This is a genomic window from Streptomyces sp. SN-593, assembly GCF_016756395.1.
GTDB lineage: Bacteria > Actinomycetota > Actinomycetes > Streptomycetales > Streptomycetaceae > Actinacidiphila > Actinacidiphila reveromycinica.
This window is the reverse complement of the sequence record NZ_AP018365.1, coordinates 2,881,434-2,893,868: the sequence shown is the minus strand read 5'-3', so window position 1 is coordinate 2,893,868 and position 12,435 is coordinate 2,881,434. Positions and strand designations below refer to the sequence as shown.

Here is a 12,435-nt window from a genome sequence, read left to right as displayed (position 1 = left end):
CAATGCGTGGGAGCGCTCCCACTAGGCTTGCCGGAACACTCATGCCTGCGAGGGGTCAAAGTCAAGATGTGAAGTCGATTTCGTTGCCGGAACGTGTCCGGGACGGACGGATGGTCACTTCTTGAACGGAAGCCCCCGGGTCGGCGCCCCGTGGGGTGGGCAAGGTTGCTTGTAACGTGGGAGCGCTCTCAAGAGCTTCGTCGCAGTGGAAGGACCTCGCGCTAAGGTGGCGCGCAGTGAGTACAGGAGGCTCCAGTGGCCATGAACGGGCGGCACAGCGGACGGCCCACCCTCGAGGAGGTGGCCGTGCGCGCCGGGGTGGGGCGCGGCACGGTCTCCCGGGTGATCAACGGCTCACCGCGGGTCAGCGAGCGGGCGAAGACGGCGGTGGAGGCGGCGATCGCCGAGCTCGGCTACGTGCCGAACCGGGCGGCGCGGGCCCTGGCCGGCAACCGCACGGACGCGATCGCACTGGTCATTCCCGAGCCTGAGACACGGCTGTTCGCCGAGCCCTACTTCTCGGACATCATCCGCGGCATCGGGGCCGAACTCGCCGACACCGACATGCAGTTGCTGTTGACACTGATCCGCACCCCCAAGGAGCGGGCGCGGTTCGCGCAGTACCTCACGGCGCACCGGGTGGACGGGGTGCTGCTGGTGTCCGTCCACGAGGACGACCCGCTGCCGGACCTGCTGGAGCAGCTCGACATGCCCGCGGTCCTCAACGGCCGGCGCTCGGACCTCGAAGCGGTGTCCTACGTCGACGCCGACAACGTGGGCGGGGCGCGGGCGGCGGTCGCCCACCTCATCGAGCGGGGCCGGCGCCGGGTCGCGACGATCACCGGGCCGCTGGACATGTACGTCGCCCGGTCACGGCTGGAGGGGTACCGCCAGGCGGTGGCCGCGGGCGGGCCCTCCGCGGGGGAGGGCGGCGCGTCCGGCCACGACGAGCTGATCGCCGCGGGGGACTTCACCGAGGAGGGCGGGCGCCGGGCGATGCGGGAACTGCTGGCACGCTGGCCCGACGTGGACGGGGTGTTCGCGGCGTCCGACGTGATGGCGGCCGGTGCGCGGGCGGTGTTGCGCGAGGAGGGCCGCAGCGTGCCGGGCGACGTGGCGCTGGTCGGCTTCGAGGACTCGGCGATCGCCCGGCACATGGACCCGGCGCTGACGTCGGTGCGGCAGCCCACGGAGGAGATGGGCCGCACCATGGCGAGGGTGCTGCTGGAGGAGATCGCGGAGCGCACCTCGGTGCGCCGGCACGTGGTCCTCGCGACGGAGCTGGTCCGGCGCGAGTCGGTGTGAGGCGGGGACCCGGCCGCGCGCGGACCGGGCAGGAGGCGGTCCGGCGGGGCGCGGTGTGAGGTGGGGCCCGGCGGGGCGCGGTGTGGGGCGGGCGGTCCGCCGGCGCGGGTGGCCCGCCGGACCCGGCGGGCTCCTCAGGGGATCAGCCGGTCCAGCAGCTCGAACGTGTCGTACGGCTGGTCGTGGTCCCCGAAGTGGCCGTCGTCGCGCACGATCTGGGTGCCGCCCAGCCGCTCGAACATCGCGCGCCCCTGGTGCTCGTCGCAACCGTAGGGGTCCACCCGGGAGTTGACGAAGTACAAGTCCCGAACGTGGGCCCTGATCGCCGCCCAGTCGTAGGTCTCCTGGAGCACCGGCTCCGCCGAGTCGTTCGGGCGCGTCGCGTACCCCGCCACCAGCACCGCCTGCGCGACCGGCACCTCGATGTGCTCCAGCACCGCCAGCAGCAGCGCGGCGCCCCCGGAGTGCCCCACCAGCACCGTGTCCTCGTCGAACGGCTGCCCGGCCAGCACCTTCGGCAGGAAGGTGCCGATCGGCTCCACGTTCAGCTCCGGGTGGTGCGGCAGCCGCACCTCGTATCCCCGCGCGGCCAACCGCCGCCCCAGCCACGGGTACCAGCACACCCGCGGGTTGGCCCCAGTCCCGTGGAAGATCACCGCGTTGCGCGCCATACCGACCCCTTCCCCTCGCTCCCAGCGTTCCGTGCGGCCGTCCCGGTCCGCGACCGGCCGCGGTCACCCCGGCCGGGGGACCGTCAGTCGAGGCAGAACTCGTTGCCCTCGACGTCCCGCATCGCGATGCAGGACTCGTTCTCCCCGTCGGCGACCAGCACCTGGACGACGACCGCGCCGAGCGCGACCAGGCGCTCGGACTCCGCCCGCAGCACCGCCAGGCGCTCGTCGCCGACGAGTCCGGTGCCGACCCGCACGTCGAGGTGGACGCGGTTCTTCACCACCCTGCCCTCGGGGACGCGCTGGAAGTACAGCCGCGGTCCCACGCCCGAGGGATCGACGCAGGCGAAGCTCGCGCCCCGCCGCTCGACGGGCAGGGAGCGGTCGAACGCGTCCCAGTCGGCGAACCCCTCCGGCGGGGGCGGCACCACGTAGCCCAGCACGTCGCACCAGAAGCGGGCGACCCGCTCGGGGTCCGCGCAGTCGAAGGTGACCTGGAACTGCCTGATCGGTGACATCGGCGCACCTTAGCAGGGGGTCGTCGCCCGGTCGCGGGACCGGCGACCGGTGTCCCGGGGCACGTCCGGGTCCGCCGCCCGGTGGACGCGGACGCGCCGGCGGGGGCGAGGCGGGGCACACGCGGCTTCGTGTGCCCGCCCCGCCCCCGCCGGCTCCTGTGGGGGGATTTCCGGGAAACGGTTCTCGGGGGTCAGAAGCCGACGGCGACTTCCATCCACTGCGGGTCCTGCATCGAGGTGTACGCCGCCTGCCCGGCCACGTCGTCGTACGGGAAGCCGTAGGCCAGCCCGTTGATCGCGTGGTCGTGCCAGAACTTGGCGTACCAGTTGGCCGGGTCGCCCGAGTAGAACTTCGTCGGGTCCTGCTGCTGGTCGGCCGGGAGGGTGGCGGTGTGCCGGTTGAGCGCGGCGCAGGTGCTGGGGTCGCCGGCCAGCGCGCCGGCGCAGCCGAAGATGTCCGAGGTCGCCGCGTTGACGCCGACCGACTGGGCGTAGGAGGTGAAGTAGTTCGCGTTCGCGCCGCCGGCCCGGAAGCTCGGGTCGCTGCCCGGCGCGATGATCCGGTACGGCGCCTGGGTCTGCGCGAGCACCTTGAACTGCTGCGGCACCGCGTCCTGGAACTCCTGGAAGACCTGGTCCCGGCTGGTGGTGAAGAGGTCCTGGGCGTCGCCGAGTTGGACGTCCTGGCCGCTGTGCGAGTGCAGCCGGATGGCCAGCGGCAGTGCCCAGGCGTCGACCCGGGTGGTGTTGCCGTTGAACACGTCCGGGCCGATGGTGAACTCGATGAAGTCGTTGTACTGGCTGTTCGGCGAGCCGACGTAGAAGTACATCCGGCCCGAGGAGTTGGCCGGCATGTCGAAGTACGGCTGCTCGGCGATGGAGTGCTCCTGGCCGTCGAAGCTCCAGTAGACCTGGCTGTCGGGGTACGCGCCGTTGGTCCGGTTGAGGATCGCGACCTCCATCACGTTGTTCGCCGCCGGGATCTGGCCGGTGCCGCCCCAGAACGAGTCGTCACCGCCGGTCGGCGGGGGCGTCGTGGTGCCCGCGGCCAGGTGCACCGAGAACTCCCACAGCGAGACGCCGTACGCGGTGGCCCGCGCGGTGGTGGAGATCCGCACGTAGCGGCCGGTGCCGGTGACGTCCACGGTCTGGATGCCGCCGGTGGAGGTGGTGGTGGAGTAGACCGTGGTCCAGTTGGCGGCGTCGTCCGAGATCTGGATCTGGTACGCGGTCGCGTACGCCGCCTCCCAGTTGAGGCCGACGCTGCAGATCGGCTCCGAGCTGCCGAGGTCCACCCGCAGCCACTGCGGGTCGCTGAACGAGCTGGACCAGCGGGTGCCGGTGTCGCCGTCGACGGCGGCGGAGGCGGGGGTGCCGGCGTTCTCGGACGAGGACGCCGCGGCCGGCCGGCCCTGCGCCGCGTCGTCGGTGGCGCACGTGGCGGGCGTGCCGGTGCCGCCGCCGTAGACCTGGAACTCCCACAGCGAGTAGCCGTACTGCGTGGCGCGCTGGCTGCCGTACACCCGGACGTAGCGGCCGGAACCGTTTACGGGGAGCGTCTGGTCGCCACCGGTGCCGGTGGTGGTGGAGTAGACGTCGGTCCAGTCGGTGCCGTTGGCCGACGTCTGGATCTTGAACGCCTTCGCGTACGCCGTCTCCCAGTCCAGCCGCACCTGGCCGATCGACTGGGCGGAGCCCAGGTCGACTTCGAGCCACTGGGGGTCGGCGGCGGCACTGGACCAGCGGGTGCCGGTGTTGCCGTCGACGGCGGCGGAGGCGGGGGTGCCGGCGTTCTCGACGGAGGAGGCGGTGGCGGGCCGCCCCTGGGACAGCAGCGTGCCGGCCGCGCGGGCCGGGGACTGCGAGGTGACGACGAGCGCGAGGCCCGCGGTCAGGGCGAGCAGGAGGGTCAGGACGAGATACGGCCGGGACCTGTCGTGCCGTCCGGGCCGATGCCGCACCAACGGCGGAGTGCTGCCTGGCATCTGGGGATCTCCTCATCCGGGTGGGGGTCCGTGATGGAGGCCGGAGCATGGGGGTGAGAGCGCTCTCCGGCGAGGTGATGTTTACAAGGCCCGTACATCGGCGTCAATAAGTTGTTCCATACTGGCCCGCCGGCCACCCCCGCCGTTTCGACTCCCGAACGGACGACCCGCTGCTCACACGGCGGTTGCCGGACAAGGCGGACATACGGAAGGGCGGCCCCGTGCACGCCATCCATGCACGGGACCGCCCGGTCGGGGCGCGGGTCGCTCAACCCAGCGCGGCCAGATGGTTCTTGAGGCCCTGCCCGTAGGCGGTCGGCGTCCCGTCGTAGGACGAGATCAGCGACGGGCCGGAGGAGCAGTCCCAGGTGTTCCAGGTCCAGCCCAGGTACGACAGCCCGTGCGCGTCCAGCCAGTTCATGAAGGTGTCGGTGAACGAGTGCGCGCAGGTGTTCTCACCGATCTCGCCGGCCACCAGCGGCACCCGCGCGGCGACCGGGGCGATCTGGCTGTCCCAGCAGGACTGGTTGGCGCAGGTGTTGAAGTTGTACACGTGCAGCGACGCGGCGAGGTTCCCGGCCGGGTCGGTCGGCTCGTGGGCCAGCCAGCCGGTCTCGTCGTTGGAGTACGCCACCCCGCCGAGCATGATCACGTTCTGCGCGCCGGTGCCGCGCACCGCGTCGACCAGGTCCTGCATGCCGGCCACCTGGTAGCCGATGCCCGGGCAGGTGCCGCCGTCCCGCCAGCAGGTCCACGCCTGCTCGGCGGTGGACGTGGCGCGGTCCGGGTAGGGCTCGTTGAACAGGTCGAAGACGACCGAGGTGTCGGACTTGAAGGTGTCCGCGACGTCGCGCCAGAACGGGATCGCGTACTGCGCGTCCGGCATCGGCTTCTGGCAGGTGGCGTTGACGTCCGAGCAGCCCGCCGAGTTGCCCGTGTACTGCCCGTGCGTCCAGTGCAGCTCGACGATCGGGGTGATGCCGTGCGCGACGAGGCGGTTCACCCAGTCGGTGATCGCGCTGATGTAGGCGGCGCCGCCGTACTCGGCGGGCACGTACGAAAGGCCCTCCCAGCAGTCCTCGTTGAGCGGCACGCGCACCGCGTTGACGCCCTTCCAGCTCTTGATCGCGTCGATCGCCGCGTCGTCCACCGGTCCGTCGAAGATGCCGTATCCCTGGGCGCAGGCGAACTCGGTGCCGGAGCGGTTCACGCCGTGCAGCACGACCTTCTTGCCGGTGGAGTCCACCAACTGGTTGCCGGAGACGTGGAGTTTCGGTGGGGCCGGGTCGCCGGTGCCGCCGTCGCCGTCTCCCGGCGGGCTGGTCGGGGGAGTGGTGCCGCCGTCCTCGTTGCAGGTCGTGCCGTTGAGCGCGAACGAGGTCGGGCTCGGGTTCGCGCCGGAGAAGTCGGCGAGGAACCCGGCGCTGACGCTGCCGCCGGTGGGGATCGCCGCGTTGTACGACGCGGAGGTCGCGCTCACGGTCGTTCCGGACTGCGACCACGTGCCGTTCCAGCCCTGGGTGACGTGCTGGCCGCCGGCGAAGTCGAAGGTGAGCTTCCAACTGGTGGTGGCCGCCGCGTTGTTGGTGATCACGACGTTGCCCTGGAACCCGGTGTCCCACTGGTTGGTGACCGAGTAGGCGACCGTGCAGGAGGGGGTGGCGCCGGCGGCGGTGCCGGTGCCCAGGGCGGGCAGCAGCGTGGTGGCGGCCGCCGCGGCGGTGACGGCGGCGACGGAGAGCGCCGCGGTGCGCGTGGGTCGTCGCATGTGCGACTCCTGGGATGTGGGGGATGTGGGGGGAAGGTGGTGCGACGTGCGGGTGCTCTGTGCGGGTGCGGGTGCGGGTGCGGGTGCTTGTGCGGGTGTTCGGGGTGCCGGGTGCCGGGTGCCGGGTGCCGGGTGTGCGGTGCGGCCCGCGCCGGGTGGGAGCCCGGTGGCGCGGGCCGCCCGGCGGCCCGTGTGGTGCGCAGAGCGGGGATGGGCGTGGGCGCGCTCCCACTGGTCCGCTCCGAGACCATAGCGGCTCGCCGTGTATCCGGGTAGAGGGAGGGAAGGAGTTGTGGGAGCGCTCCCATTGGTTCGGCGTTTCCCCCGCGCAATTCCCGTCATTCCGTGTCCGGGAGAGCGCGCCCGCGGCGGGGCGGCGGGTGTCAAGTGCCCGGGTCGGAACCGGACAATCGCGGCCGGGCAGCGGGGTCACCGCGCGTGCCGGCGCCCGCCCCCGTGCGGGCGGGCCCGGCGCGGTCGCGGTGGGAGCCGGGACGGGTGGGCCCGTACGCGCACCGGTGGGGGCCGGACGGGACCGGGCCGGGGGGAGGGTTCCAGGGCGGACCAGGACCGCGCGGGGCCCGATCCGGGGCCGATCTCCGGGGCCGGGAACGGGAACAGGGCCGGGAACGGCGGAAGGGCCCCCGATCGCTTCTCAGCGGTCGGGGGCCCTTCCCGGAGGGTGAGTGACGGGACTCGAACCCGCGACATCCTGGACCACAACCAGGTGCTCTACCATCTGAGCTACACCCACCACGAGCGGCGCTTTTCCTGCCGGAGTGGCGCCGCGAGCAAAAGTGTACAGGGTGGCGGGGGGTGGTCGCGCCCCGCTTATCCGGCCGGGTGCGGGGACGGCGGGACGACGTGCTTCGCGGCGATCGCGCGGGCGGTGTCCGTGTCCGGTCCGGGGGCCGGTACGAAGACCGCCTCGCGGTAGTAGCGCAGTTCGGCGATGGACTCGCGGATGTCGGCGAGCGCGCGGTGGTTGCCGTTCTTCTCCGGGCTGTTGAAGTAGGCCCGCGGGTACCAGCGCCGGGACAGCTCCTTGATCGAGGAGACGTCCACGATGCGGTAGTGCAGGTGCTGCTCCAGCGCCGGCATGTCCCGGGCGAGGAAGCCGCGGTCGGTGGAGACGGAGTTGCCGCACAGCGGCGCCTTGCGGGGCTCGGCGACGTGTTCGCGGATGTAGTCCAGGACGACCTTCTCCGCCTCGGCCATGCCGACCCCTCCGGGCAGCTCCTCCAGCAGCCCGGAGGCGGTGTGCATCTGCCGGACGATCTCCGGCATCGTCTCCAGCGCCTCGGCGGGCGGGCGGATCACGATGTCCACCCCCTCGCCGAGGATGTTCAGCTCGGAGTCGGTGACGAGCGCGGCCACCTCGATGAGCGCGTCGTGCGCCAGGGAGAGGCCGGTCATCTCACAGTCGATCCACACCATCCGGTCGTTCATGTGTCTCACCCTAAGGGCGATCCCGTGGTCCGGGGAGGGCGGCACCCAGACCACGTCCGGCGCGCAGCCGCCCGCGCGCCGCCCCGTCGGCCGGATCGGGCCGCCCGGACTGCTCCGGGACGCGCGCGGAGGTGCTGTACGCGTCCGGGTCGCCCTTGGCCGGGGCGGCCAGCACCTGCGAGCCGCCGCCCGAGCCGCTGCCCGGTCCGCCGCCCGCTCCCACCCCGGGAACGGCGCTGTGAGCGCTCCCATGAGCGTTGCCGTGCGCGTTTCCGTAGCCGTGTGACGGGCCCGCCGCCGGGCCCCCCAGCCCGCCCCGGCGTGCGGGCGGCACGTCGGACGGAGACACGGTCCGGTCCCGGTCGCGGTCCCGGTCGCCGTCGTCCTGCGGCCGACGGGCGCGGTAGGCGGCACGGTACGACGCGGGGGAGGAGCCGAGCTGGCGTCGGAAGTGCCCGCGCAGCGCCACCGGCGAGCGGAAACCGCAGCGTCCGGCCACCTCGTCGACGGAGTAGTCGGACGTCTCCAGCAGCCGCTGCGCCTGGAGCACCCGCTGCGTGATCAGCCACTGCAACGGTGCGCTGCCGGTCAGCGAGCGGAACCGTCGGTCGAAGGTGCGCCGGCTCATGTACGCGCGCGCGGCCAGCGCCTCGACGTCGAACTGCTCGTGGAGGTGCTCCAGCGCCCACGCGACGACCTCGGCCAGCGGGTCCGCGCCGATCTCCTCGGGTAAAGAGCGGTCCATGTGCCGCGGGCCGGTCTGCCAGTCCGCCCGGCGCGGCGGCACGACCAGCCGGCGGGCGAGCGCGGCGGCCGCGTCCGTACCGTGGTCGGTGCGCACCACGTGCAGGCACAGGTCGATGCCGGCCGCGGTCCCGGCGGAGGTGAGCACGTCGCCGTCGTCGACGAAGAGCTCCCGCGGGTCCACGTGCACCGACGGGTAGCGCTTGGCGAGCGTCGGCGCGTACATCCAGTGCGTGGTGGCCGGGCGGCCGTCCAGCAGTCCGGCGGCGGCGAGCACGAAGGCACCGGTGCACAGCCCGATGATCCGGGCACCCTCCTCGTGCGCGCGGCGGATCGCGTCCAGGGCCTCGGGCGGAGGCGCCTGGGATATCGAGCGCCAGGTGGGCACGACCACGGTGCCGGCCCGGGCGAGCGCCTCAAGGCCGTAGGGCGCGGTCAGTTCGAGCCCGCCGGTGGTGCGCAGCGCACCCTCCTCGCCGGCACAGACCAGCAGCCGGTAGCGGGGCACGCCCGCGTCCTGCCGGTCGATGCCGAAGACGGACAGGGGTATGGAACTCTCGAAGATCGGACCACCGCTGAAGAGCAGCACCGCGACCACCTCGGGCCGGCGGCGCGCGGAGAGCTTGCGGATGGCGCGAGGCGATGCCGATGGTGCTTGCGACGGAGTGTCCGCCGCCGTACCGGAACTGGACTCCTGGCTCATGGAGCTCAAGCCCCCCTCGTATCGACGCGTCGTCCCCTCGGTCCTGCACGTAATCCCCCGCGGTCCTGCGCAGTCACCCATGATCAAATCTACTGTGTCAGGTGGGGCGTTAGTGACAAGTTCACCATCTGACGCTAAGTCGACAAGGCAACGTGGCGTAAAGCATTCGATCACGAAGCGTTTCACCCGGGCGGCCCGCTGGGAAGTACGCCTCGTGCCCTCGTGACTGCGGACCGCGCCGTCCGGCTCCTGCCGCATCGTAGAACCGCTGGTGGCGCAGGTGTTAGTGCGCCTGGCCGCCAACGAATGCGTAACGGCGCCAAGTTGGCCGAAAATCGCTGCTCCGGAGCTGAATACGCGTACGGCTTTCGCGGGTATTCCGGAGTGAACTTGCACATGTGCGGCCGCCGCCGGGGTGGTGCGCGCGGTGCTGGTCGGGCCGCGGCGGAAGGCGGTGGCGGAAGTTGCCTCGGAGGTATCGGCAGTGCGCCCCCGTGATGCGCCCGTGCGCCGAACCGTGACGCCGGTTGGCGCGATGACGTCGCACTCGTGGGCGCGGTGCCGTTGCGCTCTCGGCCCGCCTCCGGCATTCTCCTGGGAACTCCGGGTACGCAAGACGTACGGAGGAGCCTGTGAAGAGCTGATCAGCCCTGTGCAGGCGCTCCTGCCGGCCGTACCCTGGAGGGAGTGGGACGGGAAGTGGTGAACTGGCCGAAACCGGCCGCTGCGGCGGCCCGCCCCGCGAGAAACGTCTTGTCCGCTGCTCGGCGCGTCAGCGCCGCCCTCGCCGAGAATCCGCATCATGGCCGGTCATGAGATTCCCGAGCCCGCCGACGGCAGGCCGATCGCCGACGAGGCGACGGTTCCCGAGCTGGCCACCGCGCGGCACCACTCCTGCGATCCGGCCTTCCGGCACGGCGTCGTCGTCGGCTTCGACGGGTCCGTCTCCAGCGAGCGCGCGCTGTCGTACGCGATCGGGATGGCCCGTAGGACCCGGTCCGCACTGATCATCGTCCATGTCGCCAACCGGCTGCCGGCCACCGTCTGGGCCGGCTGCGAGCCGCCGGTCTTCGTGGACGTGCCCGACCACCGCACCGAGGTGCTCGGCCTGGAACTGGCCTGCGCCGACTACCTCGCCGAGATCTCCTGGGTGCTGGTGGAGCGCGGCGGCGACATCTGCCACGAGTTGGAGGAGGTCGGCAAGGAGTACGAAGCCGACGCCATCGTGGTGGGCGGCACGCACGGCATGGTCGGCCGGATCTTCGGCTCGGTGGCCGGGCGGCTGGCCCGGCGGGCGCAGCGACCGGTGGTGGTCATTCCGTGACCGGCCGTGCGGGCCCGGCCGGACGACCGGTCCGGGACCCGCACCGCGGTGCGCCGGTCACTCCACCGTGACCGACTTCGCCAGGTTGCGCGGCTTGTCGATGTCCCGGCCGAGCGCCAGGGCGGTGTGGTAGGCGAAGAGCTGGAGCGGGATGCCCATCAGGATCGGGTCCAGTTCGTCCTCGTTCTTCGGCACGATGATCGTGTGGTCGGCCTTCTCCTGCTCCTGGTGGGCCACGGCGAGGATGCGGCCGCTGCGGGCCTTGATCTCCTCCAGGGCGGCCCGGTTCTTCTCCAGCAGGTCGTCGTCCGGCACGATCGCCACCGTCGGCATCGCCGGCTCGACCAGCGCCAGCGGGCCGTGCTTCAGCTCGGAGGCCGGGTACGCCTCGGCGTGGATGTAGCTGACCTCCTTCAGCTTCAGCGACGCCTCGCGGGCCACCGGGTAGCCCCGCACCCGGCCGATGAAGAGCATCGACTTCGCGTCCGCGAAGTGCAGCGCCAGCCGCTTGATCTCCGGCTCGGCCTTGAGGATCTCGTCGATCTGGCCCGGCAGCCGGCGCAGCCCCTCGATGATCCGCCGCCCGTCGGCCACCGACAGGTCCCTGATCCGGCCCAGGTGCAGGGCGAGCAGCGCGAAGGCCACCACCGTGTTGGTGAAGCACTTCGTGGACACCACGCAGACCTCGGGCCCGGCGTGCACGTAGGTCCCGCCGTCCGCCTCCCGGGCGATGGCCGACCCCACCACGTTGACCACGCCCAGGACCCGCGCGCCCTTGCGCTTGAGTTCCTGCACCGCCGCCAGCACGTCGTACGTCTCGCCGGACTGGGACACCGCGACGTAGAGCGTGTCGGGGTCCACGACCGGGTTGCGGTAGCGGAACTCCGAGGCCGGCTCGGCGTCCGCGGGGATACGGGCCAGCTCCTCGATGAGCTGCGCGCCGATCTGGCCGGCATGGTAGCTGGTGCCGCAGCCGAGGATCTTGATCCGCCGCACGCTCCGGGCCTCGCGCGGGTCCAGGTTCAGGCCGCCGAGGTGGACCGTGGCGAACTTGTCGTCGATCCGCCCGCGCAGCACCCGGTCCACCGCCTCGGCCTGCTCGGCGATCTCCTTGTGCATGTACGTGTCGTGGCCGCCCATGTCGTACGACTCGGCCTCCCACTCCACGGTGGTCGGCGTGGCGGTGGTCCGGGAGCCCTCGGTGGTGTAGGTGCGGAAGTCGTCGGCCTTGAGGGTGGCCATCTCGCCGTCCGCGAGCGTGACGACCTGGCGGGTGTGGGCGACGAGCGCGGCCACGTCGGAGGCGACGAACATCTCCTTCTCGCCGATGCCGAGCACCACCGGCGAGCCGTTGCGGGCCACCACGATCCGGTCCGGGAAGTCGCGGTGCAGCACCGCGAGGCCGTAGGTGCCCTCGACCGCGCGCAGTGCCTCGCTGACCCGCTGCTCCAGCGTGTCGGCCTGCGAGCGGGCGATGAGGTGGGCGAGCACCTCGGTGTCGGTCTCGGAGCCGAACACGGTGCCCTCGGCGGTGAGCCGGACGCGCAGCTCGGAGGCGTTGTCGATGATGCCGTTGTGCACGACGGCGACCGTGCCGCCCGCGTCCAGGTGCGGGTGGGCGTTGGCGTCGCTGGGCGCGCCGTGGGTCGCCCAGCGGGTGTGCGCGATGCCGGTGGTGCCGGCGAAGCGCTTGGGGACGCGGGCCTCCAGGTCGCGCACCCGGCCCTTGGCCTTGACCGTGCGCAGTTCGCCCGACCGGCCGGTGATCGCGATGCCGGCCGAGTCGTAGCCCCGGTACTCCAGTCGCTGCAGGCCCTCCAGCAGCAGCGGTGCCACGTCACGCCTGCCGATGTAGCCGACAATTCCGCACATGTGTCGTCCCTCTCGGTCGTACTGGTCGGGGTGCCCGATGCCCCTGAGCTCCTGGCGGCTTCCGCTGCCGGCCTCCGCTGGCGGCGTCCTCTGGTG

At 72.2% G+C, this 12,435-nt stretch carries 9 protein-coding genes and 1 tRNA gene; 2 read left to right on the top strand and 8 right to left on the bottom strand.

What is annotated here, in order from left to right; genetic code table 11:
• Positions 1 to 261 precede the first annotated feature (261 nt).
• Positions 262 to 1,305, top strand: coding sequence for a LacI family DNA-binding transcriptional regulator (locus RVR_RS11870; RefSeq protein ID WP_202238550.1), 1,044 nt, complete (start codon positions 262 to 264; stop codon positions 1,303 to 1,305).
• A 134-nt stretch (positions 1,306 to 1,439) separates the two neighbouring features.
• Here RVR_RS11870 and RVR_RS11865 read toward each other — a convergent pair whose 3' ends face one another.
• The 7 genes from RVR_RS11865 to RVR_RS11835 form a co-directional block, all read right to left on the bottom strand.
• Positions 1,440 to 1,976: an RBBP9/YdeN family alpha/beta hydrolase gene (locus tag RVR_RS11865; RefSeq protein WP_202233820.1), complete on the bottom strand. Its 537-nt coding sequence runs from the start codon at positions 1,974 to 1,976 to the stop codon at positions 1,440 to 1,442.
• Positions 1,977 to 2,059: 83 nt separating this feature from the next.
• A complete protein-coding gene (locus RVR_RS11860; protein ID WP_202233819.1) occupies positions 2,060 to 2,494 on the bottom strand; it encodes a VOC family protein in 435 nt (144 codons plus the stop codon).
• 191 nt (positions 2,495 to 2,685) lie between these two features.
• Positions 2,686 to 4,479 carry a discoidin domain-containing protein gene (locus tag RVR_RS38885; RefSeq protein WP_202233818.1) on the bottom strand — a complete coding sequence of 598 codons (1,794 nt, stop codon included), beginning with the start codon at positions 4,477 to 4,479 and terminating at the stop codon, positions 2,686 to 2,688.
• 268 nt (positions 4,480 to 4,747) lie between these two features.
• Positions 4,748 to 6,247, bottom strand: coding sequence for a cellulose binding domain-containing protein (locus RVR_RS11850; protein ID WP_202233817.1), 1,500 nt, complete (start codon positions 6,245 to 6,247; stop codon positions 4,748 to 4,750).
• Positions 6,248 to 6,928: 681 nt separating this feature from the next.
• Positions 6,929 to 7,001, bottom strand: a tRNA-His gene (locus RVR_RS11845).
• 77 nt (positions 7,002 to 7,078) lie between these two features.
• On the bottom strand, positions 7,079 to 7,696 hold the full coding sequence (orn, locus tag RVR_RS11840) for an oligoribonuclease (RefSeq protein ID WP_202233816.1): 618 nt from the start codon (positions 7,694 to 7,696) through the stop codon (positions 7,079 to 7,081).
• A 10-nt stretch (positions 7,697 to 7,706) separates the two neighbouring features.
• Positions 7,707 to 9,143 carry a helix-turn-helix domain-containing protein gene (locus tag RVR_RS11835; protein WP_202238549.1) on the bottom strand — a complete coding sequence of 479 codons (1,437 nt, stop codon included), beginning with the start codon at positions 9,141 to 9,143 and terminating at the stop codon, positions 7,707 to 7,709.
• Positions 9,144 to 9,945: 802 nt separating this feature from the next.
• Here RVR_RS11835 and RVR_RS11830 point away from each other — a divergent pair.
• Entirely contained in the window at positions 9,946 to 10,467 is a 522-nt protein-coding gene (locus RVR_RS11830; protein ID WP_202233815.1) for a universal stress protein, read from the top strand.
• Between the two features lie 57 nt (positions 10,468 to 10,524).
• Here the strand turns inward: RVR_RS11830 and glmS are convergent, their stop codons facing one another.
• Positions 10,525 to 12,339: a glutamine--fructose-6-phosphate transaminase (isomerizing) gene (glmS, locus tag RVR_RS11825; RefSeq protein ID WP_202233814.1), complete on the bottom strand. Its 1,815-nt coding sequence runs from the start codon at positions 12,337 to 12,339 to the stop codon at positions 10,525 to 10,527.
• Between the last annotated feature and the right edge of the window lie 96 nt (positions 12,340 to 12,435).